This is a genomic window from Microbacterium sp. gxy059 (assembly GCF_050958665.1).
Lineage (GTDB): Bacteria > Actinomycetota > Actinomycetes > Actinomycetales > Microbacteriaceae > Microbacterium.
The window spans coordinates 101,873-128,732 of sequence record NZ_JAMXWT010000006.1; the positions used below are offsets into that span (position 1 = coordinate 101,873).

A 26,860-nucleotide genomic window follows, 5' to 3' on the forward strand; every position below is an offset into this window, starting at 1 on the left:
CCCTATCGCGGCGTTCGCACGTATGTTCGAGCGCCGCGCGTGCGCTTCTCGGCCTCGGCCCAGGCGCGCTGCGCGGGCGTGGAGCTCTCGGCCGCGACCGCGGCCGCGACCCCGGATCGCCAGGCGTGGCAGAGCGCGATCGCGATCGCGTCGGCGGCGTCGGCGGGCTGCGGCGGCTCGGCCAGCCCCAGCACGCGCGCCACCATGTGCTGCACCTGCGCCTTGTCCGCGGACCCGTATCCGGTGACCGCGGCCTTCACCTCGCTGGGGGTGTGCGTCGCCGTCGCGAGCCCGCGCTCCGCGGCGAGCATGAGGGCGACGCCGCTCGCCTGAGCCGTGCCCATCACCGACGAGCGGTTGTGCTGGGCGAAGACCCGCTCGACCGCGACGACGTCGGGCGCGTGCGCGTCGAGCACCTCGCGGATCCCCCGGGCGATGATGGCGAGCCGGTCGCCGACCGGCGCGTCGACGGGAGCGCGCACCACGCCGACGTGCACGAGGCTCGCTCGGCGGTTGCGCTCGACGTCGACGACGCCGACTCCGCACCGGGTGAGGCCCGGATCGATCCCGAGCACGCGCGTCGTCATGGCTTCCAACGTAGACGCCCCGCCGAGGCGCGGAGGCATCGGCGGGGCGTTTCGCGGAGGGACGGCTCAGTCCTCGTCCTGGAGCTCCTTCTGGACCTCGGGAGAGAGGTCGAGGTTCGTGAACACGTTCTGCACGTCGTCGAGGTCCTCGAGGGCGTCGATGAGCTTGAACACCTTGCGGGCCGTGTCGGCGTCGAGCGGCACCTGGACGTTCGGCACGAAGGCCGCGTCGGCCGACTCGTAGTCGATCCCGCCGGCCTGGAGCGCCTGCCGGACGGCGACCATGTCGCTCGCCTCCGTGACGATCTCGAACCCGTCGGGGTGGGGCTGCACGTCCTGCGCGCCGGCCTCGAGCGCCGTCATCATGACGTCGTCCTCGGTGGTGCCCTCGCCCGAGGCGATGATGACGCCCTTGCGCTCGAAGTTGAACGAGACGCTGCCGGGGTCGGCCATGTTGCCGCCGTTGCGGGTCACCGCCGTGCGCACGTCGGCCGCCGCGCGGTTCTTGTTATCGGTGAGGCACTCGATGAGCAGCGCGGTGCCGCCCTGCCCGTAGGCCTCGTACATGATCGTCGTGTACTCGACCGCCTCGCCGCCGATGCCGGCGCCGCGCTTGATCGCGCGGTCGATGTTGTCGTTGGGGACCGAGGTCTTCTTGGCCTTCTGGACCGCGTCGTACAGCGTCGGGTTGCCCTGCACGTCGGGGCCGCCGAGACGGGCCGCGACCTCGATGTTCTTGATGAGCTTGGCGAACGACTTGGCACGCTTGGCGTCGATGACGGCCTTCTTGTGCTTCGTGGTCGCCCACTTGGAATGTCCGGACATTCGCTTCCTCCGAGAGTGTGTACGACCCTCGTGGCGACGTGCGTCGGCTCGGCGCCGGTCAGAGGGCCGTCGTCCATTCTAAGGGGAGACGGCGCGCCGTCTCGTGCGATCAGCCGTGGACGAACACCGGGGTGCCGAGCGGCAGCTCCGCGAGCCGGCCGATGTCGGCGGCTCCGAGTCGCAGGCACCCGTTGGAGATCGGCCCCTCGTGGACGTCGTGGTAGTGGAACGCGGTGACCGCGACCGACTGCCCCGCGAAGCCCGCGAGCGTCGGCGACTGCGCCGCGAGGTACACCACCGGATGCCCGCGCGCGTAGTCGAGCGAGGTCACCTCGCTGAGCATGATGAACGAGCGCCCGACGGGCGTCGGGGTCGCGGCCTCGCCCCACGCGAACGGCCCGTCGAGCCGCTCGCTCTCGCCGTCCTCGCGCGCGATCTCGATGACGCCCTCGTCGAGCCGGACGTCCACGCGCGCCTCCTGCTCGGCGAGGCTCACGTCGGCGGCGCGCAGCCATCCGGTCAGCTGCCGCGGATCGCCGTCCGGCGGCAGGCCCCGCCGCCCGGGCAGGAGCACGCGCACCCAGTGGTCCTGCTTCTCGACGACCGGGACGGCCGTCCCTCCGTATCGCTGATCGCGCGCCAGGGAGGCGACGGGGTCGGCCTCGGGGTCGGCGAAGACGGGGATCCGCTCCTCCTCCGCGTTCGCGACGAGGCCGGCGGTCTCGGCGAGCGGGTCGTCGTCGACCTCGAGCTCCGGGAGGATCGCGAACACCTCGGCGGCGGGCAGCGGATCGAGGTCGTAGGTCTCGGTGTTCTCGGGGAAGCCCGGAGGGCGCTTCGTCGGCGCAGGCGCGGGCTCGCGCGGCTCCTGCGTCGCCGCGGGCGCCGACTCGATCGGAGGCTCGTCGCGGGGGCCGAGGAGCGCCCAGAGCACCGCGACCGCGACGACGAGCGCGACGCCCGCGGCGACCGCCCACCCCGCGAGAACCCGTCCGCGCACCTCCGCCATGCGCCCATGCTCCCCCGGAGGCGCCTCGGCGCGCAACGGCGGCCGGGGAGCGGGCGCGCGGGTGACAGAATCGAGGCATGCAGATCCTCTCCATCCAGTCGGCGGTCGCCTACGGCCATGCCGGAAACTCGGCCGCCGTGTTCCCCATGCAGCGCATCGGCGTCGAGGTGCTGCCCGTCTTCACCGTGAACTTCTCGAATCACACGGGCTACGGCGCCTGGCGCGGCCCCGTCATCTCGGCGGAGGACGTCGCGGAGGTCATCGCGGGCGTCGAGGACCGCGGCGCCTTCTCGTCACTCGACGCCGTCCTCAGCGGCTACCAGGGATCCGAGGGCATCGCGGACGTCATCGTCGACGCGGTCGCCCGCGTGAAGGCCGCCAACCCCGACGCGGTGTACGCGTGCGATCCCGTGATGGGCAACGCGAAGTCGGGCTGCTTCGTGGCGCCCGCGATCCCCGACCTGCTGCGCGACAAGGTGGTGCCGGTCGCCGACATCATCACGCCGAACCAGTTCGAGCTCGGCTTCCTGACGGGGACGTCGCCCGACACGGTCGAGTCGACGCTCGCCTCCGTCGACGCCGCCCGCGCCATGGGCCCCCGGACCGTGCTGGTGACGAGCGTCGAGCGCCCGGACCGCCCCGAGGGGACGATCGAGATGATGGCGGTCGACGACGCGGGCGCCTGGATCGTGCAGACGCCGTATCTGCCGATGAAGGCGAACGGCTCGGGCGACGTGACCGCCGCGCTGTTCACCTCGCACTACGTGCGCACGGGCGATGCGGCCGACGCCCTCGCGCGCACGGCGTCGAGCGTGTTCGGCCTGCTGGAGCAGACCCACGCCGCGGGCACGAAGGAGCTGCAGCTCATCGAGGCGCAGGATCACTACGCGGCGCCCCGGATGGAGTTCGCGCCGCGCCGCGTGCGCTGAGCGTCATGGGGCGCGGACCGCGCCCACGCTCACCCCAAGCGGTCGAGGAGGCGCCGGTGGAAGCGCGTCTCCCCCGTCACCTCGGGATGGAACGACGTGCCGATCCGCACGCCGTCCTCGACCGCGACGGGCCGCCCGTCCGGCAGGGCAGCCAGCACCCGCACGCTCGCCCCGACCTGCACGACGACGGGCGCTCGGATGAACGCCGCGCGCACCGGGGGATCGCCGAGGTCGGGGGAAGCGAGGTCGGCCTCGAACGACTCGTTCTGCCGGCCGAACGCGTTGCGACGCACGGTCGCGTCGATGCCCCCGAGCGGACGCTGGCCCGGCGCGGCGCCCTCGACGCGGTCGGCGAGCAGGATCAGCCCCGCGCACGTCCCGTAGGCAGGCAGCCCCTCCCGCAGGCGGGCCAGGAGGGGCTCGCGCAGCCCGACGACGTCGAGCAGCCTGCTGATGGCTCCGGACTCGCCGCCCGGGAGGACGATCCCGTCGATCTCCTCGAGGTCCTCAGGCCGACGCACGGCGGACGTGCGCGCGCCGAGCTCGTCGAGCAGGCGGATGTGCTCGCGCACACCGCCCTGGAGGGCGAGGACCCCGACGCGGGGGCCGCTACCAGCCACGCTCGGCGAGACGGTGCGGAGCGGGGATCTCCGACACGCTGATGCCCACCATGGCGGGGCCGAGCCCGCGCGAGGCGTCCGCGACCGCCGCGGGGTCGTCGAACGAGGCGGTCGCCCGCACGATCGCCCGGGCGCGCGCGTCCGGGTCGCCGGAGGCGAAGATCCCGGACCCCACGAACACGCCGTCCGCGCCGAGCTGCATCATCATGGCCGCGTCGGCCGGGGTCGCGACGCCGCCGGCCGTGAACAGGACGACGGGCAGGGATCCGGTGCGCGCGACCTCGACGACGAGGTCGTAGGGCGCCTGGAGCTCCTTCGCCGCCACGTAGAGCTCGTCGTCGCCCTTCGCTCCGAGCGCGCGGATCTCCGACGTGATCTGGCGGATGTGGCGCGTCGCCTCCGACACGTCACCCGTTCCGGCCTCCCCCTTCGAGCGGATCATCGCGGCGCCCTCGGCGATGCGCCGCAGCGCCTCCCCGAGGTTCGTCGCGCCGCAGACGAACGGGGTCGTGAAGGGCTGCTTGTCGATGTGGTTGACGTAGTCGGCCGGCGAGAGCACCTCCGACTCGTCGATGTAGTCGACGCCTAGCTGCTGCAGCACCTGGGCCTCGACGAAGTGCCCGATGCGGGCCTTCGCCATGACGGGGATCGAGACGGCCGCCTGGATCTCCTCGATGAGAACCGGCGCGCTCATCCGCGCCACGCCGCCCTGGGCGCGGATGTCCGCGGGCACGCGCTCGAGCGCCATGACCGCCACGGCCCCGGCGTCCTCGGCGATGCGCGCCTGGTCCGCCGTGACGACGTCCATGATGACGCCGCCCTTCAGCATGTCGGCAAGCCCTCTCTTGACCCGCGTCGTCCCCGTCGTCTCGCTCACTGTCGCCTCTTCTCGTCGTGGCGTCCGGCGGACGCACTTTGGCATAGGCCATAACGTAGCACGTCGCCGCGTAGGCTGAGGAGGTGGACGAACCCGAGGGCGCGAGCCGCGCGACGACGCGGATCTCCGGCCGGACCGCGTCCGACATCGCGGACGAGCTCCGCGCGCTCATCGAGCGCGGCGACCTCGCCCCCGGCGATCGGCTTCCGCCGGTGCGGGCACTCGCGGACGAGCTCGGCGTGAACCGCAACACGGCGGTGTCCGCCTACCGGCAGCTCGCGCACGCGGGTCTCGTCGTCTCCCAGGGTCGGGGCGGGACCCGCGTCGCACCGCCCGCGTCCACGCCGCAGGAGGGGTACGCCGGCGAGCGGGAGCTCCGCGACGTCGGCACGGGCAATCCGGATCCCGCGCGGATTCCCGACAGGGGCGCCGCGCTCGCGTCGCTCGCCGGGACGCCCGTGCTCTACGGCGAGCCCGTCATCGACCCCGGCCTCGCGGACTGGGCCGACGAGTCCCTCTCCCCCGACGCGCCGAGCGACATGCGGCTGACCGTCACGGGCGGCGCCTTCGACGCGGTCGAGCGGTTGCTCGCCCAGGCGCTCGTGCGCGACGACGCGGTGGCGATCGAGGATCCCTGCTTCCTCGCGACGCTCCGCACCGTGCGCCTCGCGGGCTACCGCCCCGTGGCGGTCCCCGTCGACGACGAGGGCATGACCGTCGAGGGGCTGCGCGCCGCGCTCGATGCCGGCGTGCGGGCGGTGCTCTGCACGCCGCGCGCGCAGAACCCGACCGGCGCCAGCCTCAGCGAGGAGCGCGCGCGACGGCTGCGGGGCGTGCTCGCCGAGCATCCCGACGTCCTCGTGATCGAGGACGACCACTTCTCCCTGCTCGCGCGCGCGCCGTATCGCTCCCTCATCGCGCCCGGGCGCCGGCGCTGGGCGCTCGTGCGGTCGGTGTCGAAGTTCCTCGGGCCCGACATGTCGCTCGCGCTCGTCGCGTCGGACCCTGCGACCGCCGACCGCCTCGCGCTGCGCCTGAGCCCCGGGACGACCTGGGTCAGCCACCTCCTGCAGCGCCTCTCCCACGCGATGCTCACGGATGACGGGGCCCTTCGGACGATCGCGAGCGCCGGAGCGCACTACGCTCGGCGCAACGCCGCCTTCGCGGAGCTCCTCCGCGAGCGCGGCTTCGACGCCGCGGCGCGCGACGGGCTGAGCCTGTGGGTGCCGCTCCCGGCAGCGGCCGCGGAGGTCGCCGCGCGTCTCGCGACCCGGGGCTGGATCGCCCGCGTCGGCGACGACTTCCAGGTCGAGGCCCCGGAGTCGTCGCGGCACCTGCGCCTCACGGTCCACCCGCTCGACGACGCAGACGCGCGGCGCCTGGCGGACGACCTCGCCGCGAGCTGCGAGGAGGCCGTCCGCGCAGGGGATCAGCGGGGCCAGGCCTCCGCGACGGCCTGACGCACTTCGCCGAGCAGCTGGGGCAGGGCCTTCGTGCGCGCGATGATCGGGAAGAAGTTCGCGTCCGACGCCCACCGCGGCACGATGTGCTGGTGCAGGTGCTCCTCGATCCCGGCGCCCGCGACCTGGCCCTGGTTCATGCCGATGTTGAACCCGTCGCAGCGCGAGGTCGCGCGCAGCACCCGCATGCCCACCTGCGTGAGGTGGGCGATCTCGGCGACCTCCTGCGGCGTGGCCTCGTCGTACAGGCCGACGTGGCGATACGGGCACACGAGGAGGTGGCCCGAGTTGTACGGGAAGAGGTTGAGCGCCACGAAGGCGTGCTCGCCGCGGTGCACGATGAGCCCCTCCTCGTCGGACTTCTGCGGGTTGGCGCAGAAGGGGCAGCCGCTCCCCCGGTTCACGTCGGCCCCTGCGCTGATGTACGCCATGCGGTGCGGCGTCCAGAGGCGCTGGAACGCGTCGGGCGTGCCGCCGAACGCGCTCTCGGGCTCGAGCTGCGCGAACTCCCGCTCGGGGTCGGGCGTCACGCGGCGTCCTCGTCGGTCAGCACGAGCTTCTTCTCCTCGATGAGGCGCGCGAGCAGCGCGACGGCCTCGTCGACCGGCACGCCGTTGCGCTGGGAGCCGTCGCGGAACCGGAACGAGACCGTGCCCGCGGAGCGGTCCTGCTCGCCCGCGATGAGGATCACCGGCACCTTGCCCGTGGTGTGCGTGCGGATCTTCTTCTGCATGCGGTCGTCGGAGGCGTCCAGCTCGGCGCGCACGCCCGACCGGCGCAGCCGGTCGACGACCTCGCCGAGGTAGTCGGCGAACTCGTCTGCCACGGGCACGCCCACCGCCTGCACGGGCGCGAGCCACAGCGGGAAGTCGCCCGCGTAGTGCTCGAGGAGGATCGCGAAGAACCGCTCGATGGAACCGAACAGCGCGCGGTGGATCATGATGGGCCGCTGCTTCGTGCCGTCTGCGGCCGTGTACTCGAGATCGAACCGCTCGGGCAGGTTCGGGTCGACCTGCACCGTCGAGAGCTGCCAGACGCGGCCGAGCGCGTCGCGGGTCTTGAGGTCGATCTTCGGCCCGTAGAAAGCCGCCTCGCCCGGCACCTCGGTGAGCTTCAGCCCGCTCGCGACGGCGACGTTGCGCAGGGCGTTCGTCGAGTACTCCCAGAACTCGTCGGAGCCGATCCACTTGGCCTTCTCGTCGTCGCGCATCGACAGCTCCAGCTCGAAGTCGTCGAGCCCGAAGTCGCGCAGCATCGAGAGGATGAACTCGAGCACCTTCGTCACCTCGCCCTCGAGCTGCTCGGGCGTGACGAAGAGATGGGAGTCGTCCTGCGTGAAGCCGCGCACGCGCGTGAGGCCGTGCAGCGCGCCGGAGAGCTCGTTGCGGTAGACCGTGCCGTTCTCGGCGTACCGCAGGGGCAGGTCGCGATAGCTGCGCGCGCGCTCCTTGTAGATGAGGATGTGCATCGGGCAGTTCATGGGCTTCAGGTAGTAGTCGGCGCCCTGCTTGGTGACGTGACCGTCGTCGTCGCGCTCCTCGTCCATCCGGATCGGCGGCCAGATGCCATCCGCGTAGGTCGCGAGGTGCCCGGACGCGTCGAAGAGGTCGCGCTTCGAGATGTGGGGCGTGTAGACGTACGTGTAGCCGTTCTCGATGTGCCGGCGCCTCGCGTGCTGCTCCATCTCGCCGCGTACGACGCCGCCCTTGGGGTGCCACACCGACAGGCCGGAGCCGATCTCATCGGGGAACGAGAACAGGTCGAGCTCGCGGCCGAGCTTGCGGTGATCCCGGCGCGCCGCCTCCGCGAGACGGTTCTGGTAGGCCACCAGATCGTCCTTGGTGGGCCAGGCGGTGCCGTAGATGCGCTGGAGCTGCGGGTTCTTCTCGCTGCCGCGCCAGTACGCTCCGGCGACGCGCACGATGTCCCACCCGTTCCCGAGCAGACGCGTGCTCGGCACGTGAGGCCCGCGGCAGAGGTCCTTCCAGACGGTCTGGCCCGTCTTCGGGTCGACGTTGTCGTAGATGGTCAGCTCGCCGGCGCCGACCTCGACGCTCGCGCCCTCCGCGGCCTCCTTCTTGCCGCCCTTGAGCCCGATGAGCTCGAGCTTGAACGGCTCGTCGGCGAGCTCGGCGCGGGCCTCGTCGTCGGCGACGACGCGACGCGCGAAGCGCTGACCCTGCTTGACGATGCGCTGCATCTGCTTCTTGATCGCGCGCAGGTCCTCCGGGGTGAAGGGCTCGTCGACGCCGAAGTCGTAGTAGAAGCCATCGGCGATCGGCGGTCCGATGCCGAGGTTCGCCTGCGGGTGGAGCTCCTGCACCGCCTGCGCGAGGACGTGAGCGGTCGAGTGCCGCAGGATCGCGAGGCCGTCCTCGCTCTCGATCGTGACCGCCTCGGTCGTCTGCGTGTCGGAGACCTCGGTCGCGAGGTCCTTCAGCTCGCCGTCGACGCGCATCGCGACGACGTTCTTCTCGGGGAACAGATCGAATCCAGTGGTCACGGCACCATCCTATTCCGCGCGTCTGGACGGATCCGTCAGGCCGGGAGCTCGCGGCCGAACATCGCGGCGGCCTCCCGCGCGGAGGGGGTTCCCGCGTCGGGGTCCGCTCCGGCGTCGGCGAGGATCCGCGCGACGTCGTCGTGCCCCTTGAAGACCGCGCCCGCGAGCGGCGTCTGTCCGCGGTCGTTGGCCCGGTTCGGATCGGCGCCCCGCTCGATCAGCCCGGCGACGAGGGCCGCGTGGCCGCTGTAGGCGGCGAGCATGAGCAGCGTGTCCCCCGCTCCATTGGCGAGGTCAGCACTCACCCCCTGATCCACGCACGCGAGGAGCGCCTGGTCGCCCGCGCGGGCGAGATCGAACAGGCGGGAGGCGAAGGCGACGACGTCGTCGTCGGGCATCTCGTCAGTCATGGTGATTCCCTTCTCCGGAACGACGAAAGGGCCCGGCGTGAACCGGGCCCTTTCGACATGGAGCGGATGACGAGACTCGAACTCGCGACCCTCACCTTGGCAAGGTGATGCGCTACCAGCTGCGCTACATCCGCAGAGACGACAACCCCGGCGAGCCGGGGATCGTCGTGCGCGATACTGGGATCGAACCAGTGACCTCTTCCGTGTCAGGGAAGCGCGCTACCGCTGCGCCAATCGCGCCTGTGAAGGCTATTCAGTTGAGTGGAGGTGGCGACGGGATTCGAACCCGTGTAAACGGCTTTGCAGGCCGGTGCCTAGCCTCTCGGCCACGCCACCGTGGTGGGATTCGAACCCGCATGCCGAGTCACCCGTCGGTGGCCCTGCACTCGAGCGGATGACGAGACTCGAACTCGCGACCCTCACCTTGGCAAGGTGATGCGCTACCAACTGCGCTACATCCGCATCTTCGTTTCCGGCTGACTGCGCCGGGCACTTGAAATACATTAGCCCAGCCCCGGCCGTCTGCCAAACCGGATCGCGCATCCGGGCGTGTCCGGCGGGGCGCCGCCCGTGCCGGCGAGGCCGGGACGCCCCGGCCCCGTCGCGCGACACCCCCGGGCGGCGCGCGCATTCCGAGCCTGGCCGCTTCTTCCTGTACTATCGTCTCTTGTGCCGCTGGCACGACAACTCCACACGGGCGATTGGCGCAGTTGGTTAGCGCGCTTCCTTCACACGGAAGAGGTCGTGGGTTCGAGTCCCGCATCGCCCACCGCAGAAGGCCCCGGTCACATGACCGGGGCCTTCGTCGTCCCCGGCCCGGATCACGCAGTGGGCTCGCAGAAGCGCAGCACGTTCCCCCACGGGTCGATGACCTCCATCGTGGGGCCGCCCGGCGCGGTGCCGTCGATGCCCGGCCGAAGGCGCGGGTGCGGCCGCTCCGACACCTCGGCATGGAGCGCGCGAACATCCTGAACGGGCACCCAGGCGACGGTACCGGGGGTGCCGTCGCCGTGGTGCTCGGAGAGGTCGAGCACCGTGTCGCCGCGCCGGATGCGCACGTAGAGCGGCCAGCCCGCCTCGAACCGGTGCTCCCACTCGACGTCGAAGCCGAGGTAGTCGAGATAGAAGTCTCGAGCGAGCTGCTCGTCCTGAATGCGGAGCACCGGCACCGCCGGGCCCGATCCCGATCGCTCGGCGTTCAGGGCTGCGGAAGCGGTGTTCCAGTCTGCGAAGCCGAGCTGCTGCGCGAAGAGTTCGAGCGCCTGGCTGTGGCCGATGGCGATGCCGGCGGCCGAGAGCCCGCGCCGGAGGGCGCGGGCAGCGGTCTTGGCGGCCGCGATGGTGAGGTTCATGGGTCCGTCATCTCCCGATGCGGTGTGTGTTCGGTGCCCGCGTTGCCGTCCGCCGCATCGTGAAGGTCACGAGAACCGCTGAACAGAGTGAGTTCGACGCGTTCACCGAACCGAGTGCCCCGGCGCGAGCGGCAGGCCCATCGAGTGCCTGCCGCCACTCTAACTGCGCGCCCGGGAGCGGCGCCCCCCGGAAGGGACCTTCTGCAGACGGCAGGAGGCCTCTTCCGGGGTCGCCCTCAGTCGTTGGGCGCCGCGAGGAACTCCCGGTACGCGTCGACGGCGAAGGGCCGCCCGAGGAACGCCTCGATCAGATCGGCCGCGTCGCGCCTGCCGCCGGGCTCGAGGATCTCCCGCCGGTAGCGGGTCGCCGATGCGGCATCCATGAGGCTCGCGAATCCGGTGAGGAGGTCGCGCGCGATGACGAGGCTCCACTGGTACGTGTAGTAGCAGGCGCCGTACTCCGTAAGGTGCCCGAACGCGGCGTACGTGTGGCCGCCGTCGAGGCCCCGCACGGGGGTGGACGCCGCGTACTCGTGCTCGGTCGCCGCCGCGATGTCGGCGGGGTGATCCCTGTGCAGGCGGTACGAGACGCGAGAGTGCCCCAGCTGCGTGCGGACGAGCAGCGCGCGCCCGAAGGCGTCCGCCTCGCGCATGCGCGCCACGAGGTCCGCGGGGATCGGGGTCCCCTCCTCGTCCGTCGCGAACGACGCGAGCACGTCGGCGTCCCACACCCATTCCTCGAGCATCTGGCTGGGCGCCTCGACGAAGTCCCATTCCGTGGCGACGCCCGAGAACGCGACCCACTCCTGGTCGCCGCCGAGGATCTCGTGCACGAGGTGCCCGAACTCGTGGAAGAAGGTCTGCACCTGCCGGTGCTCCATGAGCCCGCGCGGGAAGTTGCACGCCAGCACCGCCTCCGGCAGAACCCGGCCGCGCACGCCCGGGGCGAGCGGGAAGCAGGCGGCGTGGTTGAACTTGCCCTCGCGCGGATGCAGATCGAGATGGATCCGCCCCAGCCGCTCCCCCGCGCGGACGACGTCGAACGAGCGCACCTCGTCGTGCCACGCGGCATCCGCCACGGGCGCGTATTCGAGATCGAACAGGCGACCGGTGATGTCGAGCACCCCGCCCAGCACGCGCGTGAAGTCGAGGTGACGGCGCACCTGCTGCGCGTCGACGGCGAAGCGCTCCTCGTGCAGCCGCCTCAGCAGGTAGCTCTGGTCGGCGAAGGTGACCGCCTCGGCGTCCGGGACCTCCTCGCGCAGGCGGGCGAGAAGCAGGTCGTACTCGGCATCTGACGCCGCCCTCGATGCGTCGTCGACCTCGTCGAGGAACGACTCGATGCGGTCGGCGGATCCCGCCATCCGCGTCTCGGTCTCGTAGTCGGCCCAGCTGGCGTATCCGAGCAGCTCGGCGCGGCGCTGCCGCACATCCAGCAGCTCGGCGAGCACGGCGTCGTTCTCGGGCCAGGCGAGGTCGCTGCGGGCGCGGCGCATCGCCATGCGGGTGGACCGGTCGCGCGCATAGCCGAGCACGGTCGTCACGTCGTTGCTGTCCGTCGAGAGCGCCACGGCGCCGTCGTCGCCGACCGGATGCTGCGCGAGGAAGTCGTCGGGAACCCCCGCGAGGGCCTCGGGGGCCACGCGGATCTCCCGGCGCCCCTCGCGGATGTTCCGCGCGAACTCCAGGCACAGCGCGCTGTCGCGGGCGGCGAGGTCCTGCGCCCGCTGGCGCGTCGCGTCATCGCGGTCGGCGCCGCCGCGGCGGAAGTCGCGCAGCAGGTGCGCGCGCACCCGGGCGGCGTCGGCGTCCAGCCCCTCCGGGTCGGTCTCCGCGAAGACGGCAGCCAGCGCGGCATCCGCCAGCAGCGCCGCCTCGCGGGCCTGCACGGCGCCGATGCTCTCCTCCGCGGCTGCCCGCACGGCGGGGTCGGGGTGCACCTCGCACAGCACGTCCACCTCGCTGCGCGCCCGGCGCAGCAGGATCTGGAGGTCGTTCCACAGGCCGAGGGCGTCGATGGCCGTGCGGGCGGATTCGTCCTTCAGCCGCGCCGCGAGGGCGTCGACCCGGTCGAGCCGCTCCTCCACGCGCGTCGTGACGAAGGCGAGCCAGTCGCCGGGGTCCGAGGGGAACACGATGCCGTCAGTCATCTGATCGACCCTACGCCCGGCGCTTCCCCGGACGCGCACGACGGCGGGCGGCCCCTGAGGGAGCCGCCCGCCGTCGTGCGGAGATGCGTCGGTCAGCGGACCTGCATCTCGTAGCCCTCCTCGCCGTGGACCGTGGCGTCCACACCGGCGATCTCCTCCTCGTCGGCGAGACGGAAGCCGACGATCTTCTGGATCGCGAAGCCGAGCACGAGCGCGACGACGAACGCGTAGACCATCACGCCGACCGCGGCGATGAGCTGGATGACGAACTGGCCGATGCCGCCGCCCATGAACAGGCCCGTGTCGTTCGCGAAGAACCCGAGCCACAGCGTTCCGATCATGCCGCCGACGAGGTGCACGCCGATCACGTCGAGCGAGTCGTCGTAGCCGAGCTTCCACTTCAGCTCGATCGCGAGAGCGCAGACGGCGCCGGCGACGAGGCCGAGCACGATCGCCCAGATCGGGTTGATGTCGGCGCACGACGGGGTGATCGCGACGAGGCCCGAGACGGCGCCCGAGGCGGCGCCCACCGAGGTCGACTTGCCGTCCTTGAGCTTCTCGATGATGATCCAGCCGAGCACGCCGGCCGCCGGGCAGACGAGCGTGTTGACGATGATGAGGCCCATCGCGGTGTTGTCGTCCGAGCCGAGGGCGTTGGGCACGAGGCCGCCGTTGAAGCCGAACCAGCCGAACCAGAGGATCGAGGCGCCCAGCATCACGAGCGGCACGTTGTGCGGCTTGTTGATCCCCTTCTGGAAGCCGACGCGGCGGCCGAGGACGATCGCGAGGGCCAGCGCCGCCGCTCCGGCGTTGATGTGGACGGCCGTGCCGCCCGCGTAGTCGATGACCTCGAGGCCGGAGCCGGGGAAGAGCCACTCGCCCAGCATCGAGATCCATCCGTCGCCCCACACCCACGCGGCTACGGGGAAGTAGACGAGCGTCGCCCAGATCCCCGCGAAGAGCATCCAGGGCCAGAACCGCGCGCGGTCGGCGATCGAGCCGGAGATGAGGGCGGTCGTGATGATGGCGAACGTCGCCCCGAAGGCGATGCCGATCGTCGCCTCGCCTGTCGGGTCGTCCGCGATCGTGTTCTGCAGCGCGAAGTCGCCGAACGGGTTGCCCGCGAAGGCGAAGGGGCTCTCGACGACGCTCATGCTCGCTCCGATGAGCACCCAGAGCACCGCGACGAGCCCGAGGGCGCCGAAGCTCATCATCATCATGCTCACGACGCTCTTCGCCTTGACGAGGCCGCCGTAGAAGAACGCCACGCCTGGCGTCATGAAGAGAACGAGCGCGGTGGCGATCATCAGCCACGCGATGTTTCCGCTGTCCATGTGCTTCCTCACAGTTCCGGGAAAGGGAGCCCGGAGCCGCCAGTCGGCGGCCCGGGTGCTCTCATGGAACCGGTCGCGGATTTCCCGCAGAGGCGAGGAGCGTTTCGGGGAGGTTACGGGAGGCGGCCCCCGGTAAACCCTGCGTTTCGGAGGCCGGGGAGGTTCCGAAGGATTCGCGAGGAGCGCGCCGTTCAGGCGTGCGTGGAGGCGACGAGGCGGGAGATGGCCCGCAGGTACTTCTTGCGGTATCCGCCGCCGAGCATCTCGGCGCTGAACGCCTCGTGCAGCGGCGTCCCCGTCGCCCGCACGGGGACCTGCGCGTCGTAGACCCTGTCGACGAAGGCGACGAACCGCAGCGCCTCCGACTGATCCCTGATCTGCCGCACGTCGCGCAGCCCCACGAGATCGACGCCCTCGATGAGCCGCACGTAGCGCGAGGGGTGGACGTGCGCGAGATGCGCGATCAGCTCGTCGAACGCGTCGTCCGACGCCTGGCCCTCCGCGGACGAGAGCGCCGCCCGGTACTCCGCCTCGCCAAGCGCGACCGCTCCCCCGTCGAGGGAGCGCTGCCGGAAGTCGACGCCGTCGATGCGCAGCGTCTCGAAGCTCGACGACATGCTCTGGATCTCGCGGAGGAAGTCCTGCGCCGCGAACCGCCCCTCGCCGAGCGCGTTGGGCGGGGTGTTGCTCGTGGCCGCCAGGCGGGTGCCCGTCGCGACGAGCTCGCCGAGGAGGCGGGTCATCACCATCGTGTCGCCCGGGTCGTCCAGCTCGAACTCGTCGATGCACAGCAGCGCGGATCCGCGCAGCAGGTCGACGGCGTTCTTGTACCCGAGGGCGCCGACGAGGGCCGTGTACTCGATGAACGAGCCGAAGAGCTTCCGGCGCCCCGGCATCGCGTGGTAGATCGAGGCGAGCAGGTGGGTCTTGCCCACGCCGAATCCGCCGTCGAGGTACACGCCCGGCTTCGCCTCCGGCTCGGCCGCCTTCTTCCTGCGCCCGAACGAGAACAGCCCGCCGCCGCGCGCGACGGCCGGCGGCCCCGCACTGAAGCGCTGCAGCGTCTCCTTGACCTCCTGCTGCGACGGGTGGTCGGGATCGGCGCGGTACGACTCGAAGGTCGCGTCGCGGAACTGCGGCGGAGGGACCATCGCGGCGAGCATCCCCTCGCCGGTGAGCTGAGGATGCCGCTCGGAGAGTCGGACGAGGGAGGCGGTCGGCGCGTGGGTCATCGTCGTCCCAGGATACGCCGCCGCGCCCGGCCGGCCGTCGCCGGCCGGGTCAGGATCGCCCGAGCCCGAGCGAGGCGAGCCAGTCGCGGATCTCGCCGCTCCAGCGCGCCTCGTCGTAGTTCCACAGCTTCGTGTGCCGCGCCTCGCGATAGGTGCGCAGCGTGACGAGGTCCGGCCGCTCCGCGGCCAGGGCGTGCGACGCGTCGGACGGCACGAAGCCGTCGTCGTCGCTGTGCAGCAGGAGGATCGGCTGCCGCAGCTCGTCGGCGCGCCGCACGATGTCGAGGTCGTCGAGCGAGATCGCGTTGCCCCAGCGCACCGCGCGGGACCAGCGCGGGAGGGTCAGCTGGCGCATGGCGATGTGCGTGAGGGCGCGCGGCACGCGCAGCTCCCGCGCCTGGAAGGCGAGCACCGTGCGCCAGTCCACGACGGGCGATTCGAGGATCAGCCCGGCGATCGCGTCGGCGTGCCGCGACTGGAGCGCGGTCTGCAGCGCGATCGCCCCGCCCATCGACCACCCCATGAGGACGATCCGGCGCGCCCCCTGAGCGCGCGCGAACGCGATCGCGGCGTCGACGTCCCGCCACTCGGTCGCCCCCAGCCCGTACCGTCCGGATGACGACGCGGGCGCCTCGGTGTCGTTGCGGTACGAGATCGCGAGCGTCGCGACCCCCGCTTCCCTGAACACGGGCACGGCGCGGAGCACCTCGGCCCTGGTCGTGCCGCGCCCGTGCACGGCGATCGCCCACGTGTCGGCGCGCGCCTCCCCCTCCGCGGGGAACAGCCAGGCCGGACAGGCCCCGACGGGCGCGGGGACCTCGACCTCGGAGAACGGCACGTGCAGCTGCTCGGGGGCGTCGAAGTACCAGCCGCTGAACGCCGCGGCCGCGCCCACGCGGTCGTCGGCGGTGATCTGCGTGAGCAGCTTGCGCGTCACGCGCCCGCCGTCGTCGTCGAGCACCGCGCCCAGCTTGAGATACCGGCGGGTCCCCGTGACGAACAGGCCGTATCGGCCGGGCAGCACCGTGTCCGGCGTCCGGGAGAGCGTGATCGTCTGCGCCGGGACGTCGACGGCGTGCACGATCGTGTCGGCGAGGCGCCGCACCGCGGGCGTCACCGCGCGGCGGGCGACGGCGAACGCCGCGAGCGTGCCGCCCGCGATGACGGCTGCCGTCGCCGCGGCCGCGAGCGCCGCGATCTCGATCCACCCTCGCGTGATGCGCGCGGCGCGCCTGGATCCCCTCAGCACCCTCCCAGCCTAGTCTGACCGCGTGGCACCCGAAGGAGCATCCGAGGACGACTTCACCCGGTCGGCGGACGCTCTGCGCCGGGCCGGGTTCCGGACCGACCTCGTCGTGCGGGAGATCCCGTCGCCGTCCGGCGTCGCCCCCCGCAGCATCGCGTTCGCGGGAGACGTGCGTCCCGACGCGCACGGCGACTCCCCCTACGGCACGGGCCGGTTCGTCCTGATGCACGACCCGGACGAGCCGGAGGGCTGGGGCGGCCCCTGGCGCATCGTGTCGTTCGCGCAGGCGCCCCTCGAGCCCGAGATCGGCACCGACCCCCTCCTCGCCGACGTGGCGTGGTCGTGGCTGACCGACGCGCTCGACGCGCACGGGGCGCAGCGCACCGGCCTGTCCGGCACGGCGACGAAGACCGTCTCGCGCGGCTTCGGCGGCCTCGCCGCGCAGGGAGACGGCGCGCAGATCGAGCTGCGCGCGTCCTGGTCGCCGATCGATCCCGACGCCTCGCACATCGAGGCCTGGGCCGAGCTCGTGTGCATGCTCGCCGGCCTCCCGCCGGGATCCGAGCAGATCGCGGTGTTCGGCACGCGACCTCGCCGCTGAGGATCCTCCCCAGCCGCGCGAGAGACAATCACGAGGGCGGGCCGTCACCCGCACCGAGACGAAGGAGCCAGCCATTCCGTACAGCGTGATCGACACGTCCGAGGATCTGCGCGCCGTCGCGCGCGCCCTCGCCGACGCCGACGGCCCCGTCGCGGTCGACGTCGAGCGCGCGAGCGGCTTCCGCTACTCCTCTCGCGCCTACCTCGTGCAGGTGCACCGAGCGGGGGTCGGCGACGTCCTCATCGACCCGCCTGCCGTGGGAGACATGGCTCCGCTGCAGGACGCGATCGGCGACGCCGAGTGGGTGTTCCACGCGGCGAGCCAGGATCTCCCATCCCTCGCCGAGCTCGGGCTCGCTCCGCCGCGCCTGTTCGACACCGAGCTGTCCGCGCGCCTGCTCGGGTGGGATCGCGTCGGCCTCGCGGCCGTCGTCGAGCGCACGCTCGGCATCACGCTGAAGAAGGAGCACTCGGCGGCCGACTGGTCCACCCGCCCGCTGCCCCAGTCGTGGCTCGAGTACGCCGCCCTCGACGTCGCGCACCTGCTCGAGGTGCGCGAGGCGATCGCCGAGGAGCTGGAGCAGACGGGCAAGGACGAGTGGGCGCACGAGGAGTTCGAGGCCGTGCGCACCCGCGAGCCGAAGGCGCCGGCGTCCGAGCCGTGGCGGAAGCTGACCGGCTCCCGTCGGCGCTCTCGCCGCGCTCTCGCCATCGCGAAGGCGCTGTGGGAGTCCAGGGACGCCCTCGCCCGCGAGCGGGACGTCGCCCCGGGGCGCCTCGTCCCGGATCGCGCGCTGTCGGCGGCGGTCGCGGCGGCTCCGAAGACGAAGGGCGAGCTCGCGGCGCTCAAGGAGTTCACGGGACGCGCGAGCCGCACCGAGCTGGACCGCTGGTGGTCGGCGCTCGACGGCGGGCGCACGACGGACGACCTCCCCGTCGAGCGCGTCCCCGGCGACGCGCTGCCCCCCGTGCGCGCGTGGGCGGCCAGGCGCCCCGAGGCCGATCACCGGCTCAAGGTCGCCCGCCCCGCCGTCGAGGCGCACGCCGAGTTCCTCTCGCTGCCCACCGAGAACCTCCTCACCCCCGACCATCTCCGCCGCGTCGCGTGGGAGCCTCCGCGCTCGCTCGATCCCGCCGCCATCGGCGACGAGCTGCACGAGCTCGGCGCCCGCGACTGGCAGGTCGACCAGACCGCCCCGCTGATCTCCCGCGCGTTTGTCGAGGCGGCGCAATCGCCCGAGGCGCCCCTCTCCGACGCGTCGTAGGTTCTCTCCAGCCGAATCGCGTTCTCGCTGTGGGGATCTTCTAGGCTGAAGGCACTGATCAACACCAGGAGGCAATGTGGCCCAGCTGACGGATGTCTACTTCGTCGACGGCGTGCGCACCCCGTTCGGGCGCGCCGGAGACAAGGGGATGTACGCGAACACCCGCGCGGACGACCTCGTCGTGAAGGCGCTCATCGGAATGATGGAGCGCAATCCCGACGTGCCGAAGGAGCGCGTCGACGACATCGCCATCGCCGCGACCAGCCAGACCGGCGATCAGGGGCTCACCCTCGGTCGCACGACGGGCATGCTCGCCGGCTTCCCCCAGACCGTCCCGGGTCTCGCCATCGAGCGCATGTGCGCCGGCGCGATGACGGCGGTCACGACGATGGGGGCGTCGATCGGCGTCGGCATGTACGATCTCGCGATCGCCGGCGGCGTCGAGCACATGGGGCGTCATCCCATCGGCTCGAACTCCGACCCGAACCCGCGCTTCGTCGCCGAGAAGCTCGTCGACCCGCAGGCCCTCAACATGGGCGTGACGGCCGAGCGCCTGCACGACCGCTTCCCCCAGCTCACGAAGGAGCGCGCAGACCGCTACGGCATGCGCAGCCAGCAGAAGGTCCAGGCGGCCTACGAGGCGGGGCGGATCCAGCCCGATCTCGTCTCGGTTGCCGTCGCGGGCGCGGACGGCGCGTTCGGGCTCGCGACCGAGGACGAGGGCCGTCGCCCCGAGACGACGCTCGAGGGCCTGGCAGGTCTCAAGACGCCCTTCCGCCCGCACGGGCGCGTCACGGCTGGCACCTCGTCGCCACTGACCGATGGAGCCACCGTGAGCCTCCTCGCCTCGGGCCACGCCGCGAAGGAGCTCGGCCTCGCGCCGAAGATGCGCCTCGTGTCGTTCGGCTTCGCGGGCGTGCAGCCCGAGATCATGGGCCTCGGCCCCGTCCCGTCGACCGAGAAGGCGCTCGCGAAAGCGGGCCTCACGATCGACGACATCGGCCTCTTCGAGCTGAACGAGGCGTTCGCCGTCCAGGTGCTCTCGTTCCTCGACCACTTCGGCATCGACGACGACGACCCCCGCGTCAACCCCTGGGGCGGCGCGATCGCGCTCGGTCACCCGCTCGCCGCGAGCGGCGTGCGCCTCATGATCCAGCTCGCCGCCCAGTTCGCCGAGCGCCCCGACGTGCGATACGGCCTCACGGCGATGTGCGTGGGCCTGGGGCAGGGCGGGACCGTGATCTGGGAGAACCCGCACTACACGGGCAAGAAGGCGAAGAGGAAGTGACCATCGAGATGACCGACTACAGCTCCATCGACTTCTCCCCGCTCGACGCCGCCTCGGCCGACGAGGTCGTCACCCACTCGCTCGTCCGCGACGTGACGCTCGCGAGCGGCCGCACCCTGGCCCTCATCACGCTGCACAACGGCCGCGATCACAAGCGCCCCAACACGCTCGGCCCGCGCACGCTGACCGAGCTCGACGGCGTGCTCGAGCAGCTGCGCGGCCGCGCGGCCGCGGGCGAGATCGACGCGGTCGCCGTCACCGGCAAGCCGTACATCTTCGCGGCGGGCGCCGACCTGTCGCAGATCGGCGCGCTCGCCGACGCGGAGAGCGCGAAGCTCATCGCCCAGCGCGGGCACCACGTGCTCGGCAAGCTCTCCGATCTCGGCGTGCCGACGTTCTCGTTCGTCAACGGCCTCGCCCTGGGCGGCGGCCTCGAGATCGCGCTGAACTCCACCTACCGCACGATCGACGCGTCGGCCGCCGCGGTCGCCCTCCCCGAGGTCTTCCTCGGGATCATCCCCGGGTGGGGAGGCGCCTACCTCCTGCCGAATCTCATCGGCATCGAGAACGCCCTCGAGGTCGTCATCTCGAACCCGCTCAAGCAGAACCGCATGCTGAAGCCACAGCAGGCGTTCGAGCTCGGCATCTTCGACGCGATCTTCTCCCCCGCCGACTTCCTGGAGGCGTCGCTGCGCTGGGCGGACGGCGTGCTGGGCGGATCCGTGAAGGTGGAGCGCAAGAACGTCCCCGGCCGCATCGAGCGCGCCACCAAGTGGCCGGTCGCCATCAAGGTCGCCCGCGGCATGCTCGAGCAGAGGATCGGCACGGTCCCCCGCTCGCCGTACCGCGCGCTCGACCTCCTCGAGAAGGCGGCGAAGGGCACCAGGGAGGAGGGCTTCGCCCGCGAGGACGAGGCGCTCTCGGAGCTCATCACGGGCGACCAGTTCGCGGCGTCGATGTACGCGTTCGATCTCGTGCAGAAGCGCGCGAAGCGACCCGTCGGCGCCCCCGACAAGGCGCTCGCGCGCCCCGTGAGCAAGGTCGGCGTCATCGGCGCCGGCCTCATGGCGAGCCAGTTCGCCCTGCTGTTCCTGCGCCGTCTGCAGGTGCCGGTGGTCATCACCGACGTCTCGCAGGAGCGCGTCGACCGCGGGCTCGGCTACATCCGCGACGAGATCGCGAAGCTCGAGGAGAAGGGCCGTCTCGACTCCGACGCGGCGGGCCGCCTCCGCGCGCTCATCACCGGCACGACAGACAAGGCCGACTACGCCGACTGCGACTTCGTCATCGAGGCCGTGTTCGAGGAGACCTCCGTCAAGCAGGACGTCTTCCGCGAGATCGAGCAGCACATCGCGCCGGAGGCCATCCTCGCCACGAACACGTCGTCGCTGTCGGTGGAGGAGATCGGATCCGTGCTCGCGCACCCCGAGCGCCTCGTCGGGTTCCACTTCTTCAACCCGGTCGCCGTCATGCCCCTCGTCGAGGTCGTGCGCACCCCGCACACGAGCGAGGAGGCCCTCGCGACGGCCTTCGTCACGGCGAAGAACCTGCGCAAGAACGCGATCGGCTCCGCCGACGCCCCGGGCTTCATCGTCAACCGGCTCCTCGCGAAGGTCATGGGCGAGGCCGCTCGGGCCGTCGACGAGGGCGCGTCGGTCGCGGACGTCGAGAAGGCGTTCGCGCCCCTCGGGCTCCCGATGGGCCCGTTCGCGCTCATCGACCTCGTCGGCTGGAAGGTCGCGGCCCACGTGCAGGACACCATGGTGCGGCACTTCCCGGAGCGGTTCTACGCCTCGCAGAACCTGCACCGGGTGGCCGAGCTCGATGAGCCGCTGGAGCGCGACAAGAAGGGCCGCATCGTCGGGTGGTCGAAGAAGGCCGCCAAGGTCGTCGACGCCGGCTCCTCGCCGGCATCCGCGGACGTCATCCTCCAGCGCGTGCAGGACGAGCTCGCCCGCGAGATCCGGATCATGCTCGACGAGGGCGTGGTCCCGGAGGTCGAGGACATCGATCTCGCGCTGATCCTCGGCGCGGGCTGGCCGTTCGTCGACGGCGGGGCGACGCCCTACCTCGACCGCGTCGGAGCCTCCGAGCGCGCCGCGGGCGGCGCCTTCCACGACCCGCTCATCCGCGGCATCGCGGGCTGACGCTCAGACGCACAGCGAAGGGCCCCGTCCACCCGGGCGGGGCCCTTCGCTGTGCGTCAGGCCCAGACCTCTCGACGGGTCGCGCGCTCCTCGTCGTCCGACGCCGCCTGGCGTCGGGCCCGCGTCAGGAGCGCCAGCTTCTCCGGCGCGTCGATCTCGTGCAGCAGGCACGAGCCGATCTCCCGCCGCCACTCGTCGGCGAAGGCCTGCGCGTCGGCGCGACGCCGTCCGATGTCCCGCGGCACGGCGAAGAAGCGCGAGCCGCCGCCGAGACGCGCCGCGACCCGCAGCGCCAGGGAGCCCGCCCACCCCTCGTCGCGCACGTCGCCCGCGCCGACCTCGAGGAGGAACCGCGGCGATCCGATCGGCCCGACCAGCTCCGCGAACGCGTCGAGCACCCGCCTCTGCTCATCCGGCGCCCCGCCGGTGAGCCGCACGAGGTGCCGCAGGGGCGCGCGTCCCGCCCTCTCGATCGGCGCCACGACCACGTTCTCCCTCCCGTATCGGGGAGCCTCGCCGCGGTCGTGCAGCACGCGCGCGAGCGCGACGGCCGCGCTCTGCGTCGCGCGCGCCGGCAGCGCGATCCGGCGGAGCCCGCCGACGAGGCGCCGCAGCTCCCGACGGAGGGAGAATCCGCCGATCGCCAGCACCGCGATCATCGCGCCCGCGAGCACCCACGGCGCCTGGTCGGCGCCGAGGAGGCCGCCCACCAGGCGCACGGCTCCGACCGCCGCGCCCGCGAGAAGGGCGAGGAGCACCGCGAGCACTCCCTCCACGGCGAGCGGGGTGAGGATCGGCCGGGCCCCGCGCGTGCGTCGGAGGACGACCTCGGGGCGCTCCTCCCCACGTAGGGCTCGCCGATCCCCCAGCGCTGCCGCGTCTCGGCGCGCGGGATCATCTCGCGCACGGTCGCCCCGGAGATGCGCGCCGCCGACGCGCGGCGGTCTCCGTCCGCGAGGCTCTCGAGCTCGCGCATGGCGTCCGGGCCGAGGGTGTGGGCGATCCCGCGGACCACCGCCGGCGGGCCGTCCTGGAGGAGGCCCCAGGTCTGGTCCTGCTTGCGCAGGAGGCGCCGGAGATCGCCCGCGCCGTCGACCCCGACGTCGGGCTCGAGAACGGCGGTGACGGTCCAGTTGTGCGCGACCTTCCCCGGCCAGGCGGGATCGAGGCGCAGGGTCCGCCCGCGCAGCTGCTGCGTCGCGGACGAGGTCGCCACGGCCGAGAGGTCGATGAGGGTGTTCACCGCGCGGCAGTCCCACCCCTCGCCGAGGATCCCGCGGGTGCCCACGATGAGACGACACGTCCCCTCGCTCACGAGGCGCGAGACCGCCTCCACGACCCGCGAGGCCCCGACGCCGGGGACGGAGACCTCCAGGCTCGTCGCGGAGGCCGCCTCCGCGGCGAGCGGTCCGACGCCGAGCGCATCCTCGAGGCGAGGCAGGAGGACGGAGGCGTCCCGCGCCGCGATGCGCAGATGCGCCGAGGTGACGAGGACGGGTCGGAGCTCCGCGAGATCCGGATCGGCCGCGACCGTCTCGAAGCAGCGCAGCGCTCCCGCGGCGCCCTCCTGTCGCCCGTGCCCGTGCACCGCGAAGTCGAGGATCGCGGCGGCGCGCACCCGTTCCCCGTCGCCCGAGGCCAGCTCCACCCGGAGGATGTCGCCGATCGCGCTCTCCTTCGCGCGGGTCGTCGTGAGCACGGCGTCGATCGGATCCCGTCCGCGCCGGATGCCGCGGTCGGTGAGGAGGAACCCGAAGTCGGCGAGCAGGCGTCGCATGCTCTCCCACAGCGCGGCGCGATCGGGGTCGGGCAGGATCCGCTCGAGGGCGTAGCGCGCGAGGATCCGCAGCCGCTGCTCGGTGTCGGGCGCCCGGCGCGCGTCGCGGCCGACGAGGGACACGAGGGGATGCTCGGGGGCGGTGAGGGCGAGCATGCGCGCGGCGGCCTCCGCGATCGTCGCGTCCGCACGGAACGCCGCCGCCAGCCGCGCCTCGTCGCCGTCCTCCTCGGGTCCCGGCTGCAGGAGGCCCACGAGGAAGTCGCGTCCGTCCGGCGTCCCGAGCGTCTCCGCGACGAGCCGCTCCAGGCGCGTCGAGTGCTCCCGCAGGAAGGAGATCTCATCCGGCGTCGGCGTGACGAACCACGCGAGATCGCGGTAGGGCGCGAGGTTCCCCTCCTTCACGACGGCGGGGGTCGGCAGCTCGTAGTCGACGTCGCCGAGGAGACCCGAGTAGTTCTCGAACTCCTCGCTGTCCTCCGCCGACGGGAGCGTCGCGGTGAGCCCGATCACGAGCGGCGTCCCTCCCCGCTCCCGGATCCGGGCGAGCAGGCAGTGCACGACGAGCGCCCAGTGGTCGAGCAGATGGTGGCATTCGTCCAGCACGACCGTCGTCACCCCGTGCTCGACGAGCCGGTCGATGAGCTCGCGCGCGTTCTCGTGCAGGCCCTGCGCGAGGAGCCCGGGATCCGCGCGCACCGCCTCCCGTCGAAGACGCCGGCCCCGGCGTCGGATGCCCGTCCGATACGTCCGGATGTTCTGCTCCGCGAGGTCGCTCAGCCAGGCGTCCGCCGCCTGGTCGTCGCGGCTGGCGTCGACGAGCTCTCGCCGCCACTCCTCCCGGGCGAGATCGTCGTAGGGGCTCCGGGTCGCGTCGATCACGCTCAGCATCTGGTAGGTCAGCGCCGTGAGGTCCCCGGGCGCGCGCGGATCCTCGCTGACCGCGTCGGCCTCGCCCTCGGCGCGCCGCCCCGCGGGGGCGAGATCCCGCCCCGCCCGGGCCCACTGCGCTCGGATCGTCGCGGTCGGCGCGAGGACGAGCGTCCTGCTCCCCCGTCGACGCGCGAGCTCGAGGCCGAGGAGCGTCTTGCCCGCACCGGGAGGCGCCACGAGATGCAGCGGATCCGCGCCGTCGATCCGGTCCCCGACCGCGTCGAGGATCGTCTGCTGCGAACGCCGCCAGGACCCCTCGAACCGCCAGGACGCCAGCGGGCGCTCCGCTCCCTCGCCGTGCACGCTCGTCGCCCGGTCAGCGGCGCTCGTCGCTGGAAGCGGGGAGGGGCGGACGCGGCACGTCCGCGTCGTCGTCCTGCGCGGTCGGGCGGGCGACCGGCACCCGGGTGCCGAGCACCTGGGCGACGACGTCCTGCGCGATCTTCGCCGGGGCGAGGCCGGCGTCGGCGAGGATCTCGTCGCGGGTCGCGTGGTCGAGAAACGCGTCGGGCAGCCCGAGCTCGTCGACGGCCGTGTCGACCCCGGCCTCGCGCAGCACCTGCCGCACCCGGGTGCCGATCCCGCCCACCCTGATCCCGTCCTCGAGGGTGATGACGAGCCGGTGGCGCGCCGCGAGGGAGACGACCGTGTCCGCGACGGGCACGACCCAGCGGGGGTCGATCACCGTCGTGCCGATGCCCTGGGCCTTGAGGCGCGCCGCCACGTCGAGCGCGATGCGGGAGAAGGGGCCGACGCCGAGCAGGAGGACATCCTCGTCGCCGTCGCGGAAGAGCACGTCCACGCCGTCCTCCGTGCGCTCGAGCGCGGGGATCTCCTCGCCGACCTCGCCCTTGGGATAGCGCACCACGGTCGGCGCGTCGTCGACCGCGACCGCCTCGTCGAGCGCCTCGCGCAGCCGCGGCTCGTCGCGCGGGGCCGCGATCCTCACCGAGGGCACGATGTGCAGCAGGGCGAGATCCCAGATGCCGTGGTGGCTCGGTCCGTCGGGGCCCGTCACGCCCGAGCGGTCGAGGACGAAGGTGACGCCCGCGCGGTGCAGCGCGACGTCCATGAGCATCTGGTCGAACGCCCGTCCTATGAACGTGGCGTAGACGGCCACGACCGGGTGCAGGCCGCCGTAGGCCAGCCCCGCCGCCGACGCGACGGCGTGCTGCTCCGCGATGCCCACGTCGTACACGCGGTCGGGGAATCGCTCCGCGAAGGGGGCCAGCCCCGTCGGGCGCAGCATCGCCGCGGTGATCGCGATGACGTCGTCTCGCCGCTCCCCCAGGGCGACGAGCTGCTCCGCGAACACGTCGGTCCACCCGCGCCCTGACGTGCCGAGAGGGGCGCCCGTCGCGGGATCGATGCGCCCGACCGCGTGGAACCGGTCGGCGTCGTCGTGCTGCGCGGGGTCGTAGCCGCGCCCCTTCTGGGTGATCGCGTGGACGATGACGGGAGCGCTGTACGACTTCGCCAGCTCGAGCGTCTCGATGAGCGCGTCGAGGTCGTGTCCGTCGACGGGCCCGAGGTACTTGATGTCGAGCTGCGCGTACAGCGCCGAGTTGTTCACGAAGCGGGAGAGGAAGCCGTGCGCGCCTCCGCGCACGCCGCGGTACACCGCGCGGCCGAGGGCGCCGAGCCGGTGCGCGGCCTTGCCGGACTTCTCGCCGAGCTCGCGGTAGGTGCTCGCCGTGCGCACGCGGTTGAGGTACCGCGCCATCCCGCCGATCGTCGGCGCATAGGAGCGCCCGTTGTCGTTGACGACGATGACGAGGTTGCGGTCGTTGTCGTCGGTGATGTTGTTGAGCGCCTCCCAGGTCATCCCGCCGGTGAGCGCCCCGTCGCCGACGACCGCGACGACGTGCCTGTCGTCTCGCCCCGTCCGCGCGAAGGCGCGCGAGATGCCGTCCGCCCAGCTGAGCGAGCTCGAGGCGTGGGACGACTCGACGACGTCGTGCTCGCTCTCGGACCGCTGCGGATAGCCGGCGAGGCCGCCGCGCGCGCGGAGCTGCGAGAAGTCCTGGCGGCCCGTGAGCAGCTTGTGGACGTAGGACTGGTGCCCCGTGTCCCAGACGAGCGGATCCCGCGGCGAGTCGAACACCCGGTGGAGGGCGATCGTGAGCTCCACGACGCCGAGGTTGGGGCCGAGGTGGCCTCCCGTGCGGGAGACGTTCTCGATGAGGAACGCCCGCACCTCCTCCGCCAGCTGCGCGAGCTCTGCCGGGCTCAGCCCGTCGAGGTCGCGCGGCCCCGTGATCCGTTCGAGCAGACTCATACTCCGACCCTACGCCCTGCGGATCGCGCCGATCGGGA

Annotated in this window: 22 protein-coding genes and 5 tRNA genes; 7 read left to right on the plus strand and 20 right to left on the minus strand. The window is 72.4% G+C overall.

Annotated elements, in window-relative coordinates:
- Positions 1 to 2: 2 nt before the first annotated feature.
- The 3 genes from ruvC to NHL53_RS05705 form a co-directional block, all read right to left on the minus strand.
- The gene (gene ruvC / locus NHL53_RS05695) at positions 3 to 587 is read right to left on the minus strand and encodes a crossover junction endodeoxyribonuclease RuvC (protein ID WP_433775883.1); all 585 of its coding nucleotides are present in this window, start codon (positions 585 to 587) and stop codon (positions 3 to 5) included.
- A gap of 66 nt (positions 588 to 653) precedes the next feature.
- Positions 654 to 1,412 (minus strand): YebC/PmpR family DNA-binding transcriptional regulator, encoded by a 759-nt coding sequence (locus NHL53_RS05700; protein WP_433775884.1) that lies wholly within the window; start codon positions 1,410 to 1,412, stop codon positions 654 to 656.
- A gap of 109 nt (positions 1,413 to 1,521) precedes the next feature.
- Positions 1,522 to 2,421 carry a L,D-transpeptidase family protein gene (locus tag NHL53_RS05705; protein ID WP_433775885.1) on the minus strand — a complete coding sequence of 300 codons (900 nt, stop codon included), beginning with the start codon at positions 2,419 to 2,421 and terminating at the stop codon, positions 1,522 to 1,524.
- A 77-nt stretch (positions 2,422 to 2,498) separates the two neighbouring features.
- Here NHL53_RS05705 and pdxY point away from each other — a divergent pair, with 77 nt between their 5' ends.
- A complete protein-coding gene (gene pdxY / locus NHL53_RS05710; protein ID WP_433775886.1) occupies positions 2,499 to 3,350 on the plus strand; it encodes a pyridoxal kinase PdxY in 852 nt (283 codons plus the stop codon).
- 29 nt (positions 3,351 to 3,379) lie between these two features.
- Here pdxY and pdxT read toward each other — a convergent pair whose 3' ends face one another.
- Both pdxT and pdxS read right to left on the minus strand, forming a co-directional pair.
- Positions 3,380 to 3,970 (minus strand): pyridoxal 5'-phosphate synthase glutaminase subunit PdxT, encoded by a 591-nt coding sequence (pdxT, locus tag NHL53_RS05715; protein WP_433775887.1) that lies wholly within the window; start codon positions 3,968 to 3,970, stop codon positions 3,380 to 3,382.
- Entirely contained in the window at positions 3,960 to 4,847 is an 888-nt protein-coding gene (pdxS, locus tag NHL53_RS05720; protein WP_433775888.1) for a pyridoxal 5'-phosphate synthase lyase subunit PdxS, read from the minus strand. The genes pdxT and pdxS overlap by 11 nt, the downstream gene beginning before the upstream one ends.
- 83 nt (positions 4,848 to 4,930) lie before the next feature.
- Here pdxS and NHL53_RS05725 point away from each other — a divergent pair, with 83 nt between their 5' ends.
- On the plus strand, positions 4,931 to 6,307 hold the full coding sequence (locus tag NHL53_RS05725) for an aminotransferase class I/II-fold pyridoxal phosphate-dependent enzyme (protein WP_433775889.1): 1,377 nt from the start codon (positions 4,931 to 4,933) through the stop codon (positions 6,305 to 6,307).
- Here NHL53_RS05725 and NHL53_RS05730 read toward each other — a convergent pair.
- The 7 genes from NHL53_RS05730 to NHL53_RS05760 form a co-directional block, all read right to left on the minus strand.
- Positions 6,277 to 6,837 carry an HIT family protein gene (locus NHL53_RS05730; RefSeq protein ID WP_433775890.1) on the minus strand — a complete coding sequence of 187 codons (561 nt, stop codon included), beginning with the start codon at positions 6,835 to 6,837 and terminating at the stop codon, positions 6,277 to 6,279. The genes NHL53_RS05725 and NHL53_RS05730 overlap by 31 nt on opposite strands.
- The gene (thrS, locus tag NHL53_RS05735) at positions 6,834 to 8,765 is read right to left on the minus strand and encodes a threonine--tRNA ligase (protein ID WP_433775917.1); all 1,932 of its coding nucleotides are present in this window, start codon (positions 8,763 to 8,765) and stop codon (positions 6,834 to 6,836) included. The genes NHL53_RS05730 and thrS overlap by 4 nt, the downstream gene beginning before the upstream one ends.
- A gap of 80 nt (positions 8,766 to 8,845) precedes the next feature.
- Positions 8,846 to 9,220, minus strand: coding sequence for an ankyrin repeat domain-containing protein (locus NHL53_RS05740; protein WP_433775891.1), 375 nt, complete (start codon positions 9,218 to 9,220; stop codon positions 8,846 to 8,848).
- Positions 9,221 to 9,278: 58 nt separating this feature from the next.
- A tRNA-Gly gene (locus NHL53_RS05745) sits at positions 9,279 to 9,354 on the minus strand.
- Between the two features lie 34 nt (positions 9,355 to 9,388).
- Positions 9,389 to 9,460: transfer RNA gene (locus tag NHL53_RS05750), tRNA-Val, on the minus strand.
- 22 nt (positions 9,461 to 9,482) lie between these two features.
- Positions 9,483 to 9,556, minus strand: a tRNA-Cys gene (locus NHL53_RS05755).
- A gap of 53 nt (positions 9,557 to 9,609) precedes the next feature.
- Positions 9,610 to 9,682, minus strand: a tRNA-Gly gene (locus NHL53_RS05760).
- A 233-nt stretch (positions 9,683 to 9,915) separates the two neighbouring features.
- Between NHL53_RS05760 and NHL53_RS05765 the strand changes: the two genes are divergently transcribed.
- Positions 9,916 to 9,989, plus strand: a tRNA-Val gene (locus tag NHL53_RS05765).
- Between the two features lie 52 nt (positions 9,990 to 10,041).
- Here the strand turns inward: NHL53_RS05765 and NHL53_RS05770 are convergent.
- From NHL53_RS05770 to NHL53_RS05790, 5 genes are all read right to left on the minus strand, one after another.
- A complete protein-coding gene (locus NHL53_RS05770) occupies positions 10,042 to 10,572 on the minus strand; it encodes a glyoxalase superfamily protein (RefSeq protein WP_433775892.1) in 531 nt (176 codons plus the stop codon).
- Between the two features lie 236 nt (positions 10,573 to 10,808).
- Positions 10,809 to 12,722: a M3 family metallopeptidase gene (locus tag NHL53_RS05775; RefSeq protein WP_433775893.1), complete on the minus strand. Its 1,914-nt coding sequence runs from the start codon at positions 12,720 to 12,722 to the stop codon at positions 10,809 to 10,811.
- A 92-nt stretch (positions 12,723 to 12,814) separates the two neighbouring features.
- Complete coding sequence (locus tag NHL53_RS05780; protein WP_433775894.1) at positions 12,815 to 14,056, minus strand: ammonium transporter; 1,242 nt, start codon at positions 14,054 to 14,056, stop codon at positions 12,815 to 12,817.
- A 191-nt stretch (positions 14,057 to 14,247) separates the two neighbouring features.
- Complete coding sequence (gene zapE, locus NHL53_RS05785; protein ID WP_433775895.1) at positions 14,248 to 15,288, minus strand: cell division protein ZapE; 1,041 nt, start codon at positions 15,286 to 15,288, stop codon at positions 14,248 to 14,250.
- Positions 15,289 to 15,337: 49 nt separating this feature from the next.
- Positions 15,338 to 16,537 carry an alpha/beta hydrolase gene (locus tag NHL53_RS05790; RefSeq protein WP_433775896.1) on the minus strand — a complete coding sequence of 400 codons (1,200 nt, stop codon included), beginning with the start codon at positions 16,535 to 16,537 and terminating at the stop codon, positions 15,338 to 15,340.
- Positions 16,538 to 16,559: 22 nt separating this feature from the next.
- On the opposite strand from NHL53_RS05790, the gene NHL53_RS05795 reads away from it, so the two are divergent.
- The 4 genes from NHL53_RS05795 (at position 16,560) to NHL53_RS05810 (ending at position 21,834) form a co-directional block, all read left to right on the plus strand.
- Complete coding sequence (locus tag NHL53_RS05795) at positions 16,560 to 17,135, plus strand: DUF3000 domain-containing protein (RefSeq protein WP_433775897.1); 576 nt, start codon at positions 16,560 to 16,562, stop codon at positions 17,133 to 17,135.
- 85 nt (positions 17,136 to 17,220) lie between these two features.
- The gene (locus NHL53_RS05800; protein ID WP_433775898.1) at positions 17,221 to 18,399 is read left to right on the plus strand and encodes an HRDC domain-containing protein; all 1,179 of its coding nucleotides are present in this window, start codon (positions 17,221 to 17,223) and stop codon (positions 18,397 to 18,399) included.
- A gap of 76 nt (positions 18,400 to 18,475) precedes the next feature.
- Positions 18,476 to 19,687 carry a thiolase family protein gene (locus tag NHL53_RS05805; protein WP_433775899.1) on the plus strand — a complete coding sequence of 404 codons (1,212 nt, stop codon included), beginning with the start codon at positions 18,476 to 18,478 and terminating at the stop codon, positions 19,685 to 19,687.
- 8 nt (positions 19,688 to 19,695) lie between these two features.
- The gene (locus NHL53_RS05810; protein ID WP_433775918.1) at positions 19,696 to 21,834 is read left to right on the plus strand and encodes a 3-hydroxyacyl-CoA dehydrogenase NAD-binding domain-containing protein; all 2,139 of its coding nucleotides are present in this window, start codon (positions 19,696 to 19,698) and stop codon (positions 21,832 to 21,834) included.
- A 56-nt stretch (positions 21,835 to 21,890) separates the two neighbouring features.
- Here NHL53_RS05810 and NHL53_RS05815 read toward each other — a convergent pair whose 3' ends face one another.
- From NHL53_RS05815 to dxs, 3 genes are read right to left on the minus strand one after another with little or no spacing between them, the layout of a single operon-like run.
- Positions 21,891 to 22,592 (minus strand): hypothetical protein, encoded by a 702-nt coding sequence (locus NHL53_RS05815; protein ID WP_433775900.1) that lies wholly within the window; start codon positions 22,590 to 22,592, stop codon positions 21,891 to 21,893.
- Positions 22,490 to 24,847, minus strand: coding sequence for a DEAD/DEAH box helicase family protein (locus NHL53_RS05820; RefSeq protein WP_433775901.1), 2,358 nt, complete (start codon positions 24,845 to 24,847; stop codon positions 22,490 to 22,492). Before NHL53_RS05820 ends, NHL53_RS05815 begins: the two co-directional genes overlap by 103 nt.
- A gap of 13 nt (positions 24,848 to 24,860) precedes the next feature.
- The gene (gene dxs / locus NHL53_RS05825; RefSeq protein WP_433775902.1) at positions 24,861 to 26,822 is read right to left on the minus strand and encodes a 1-deoxy-D-xylulose-5-phosphate synthase; all 1,962 of its coding nucleotides are present in this window, start codon (positions 26,820 to 26,822) and stop codon (positions 24,861 to 24,863) included.
- Between the last annotated feature and the right edge of the window lie 38 nt (positions 26,823 to 26,860).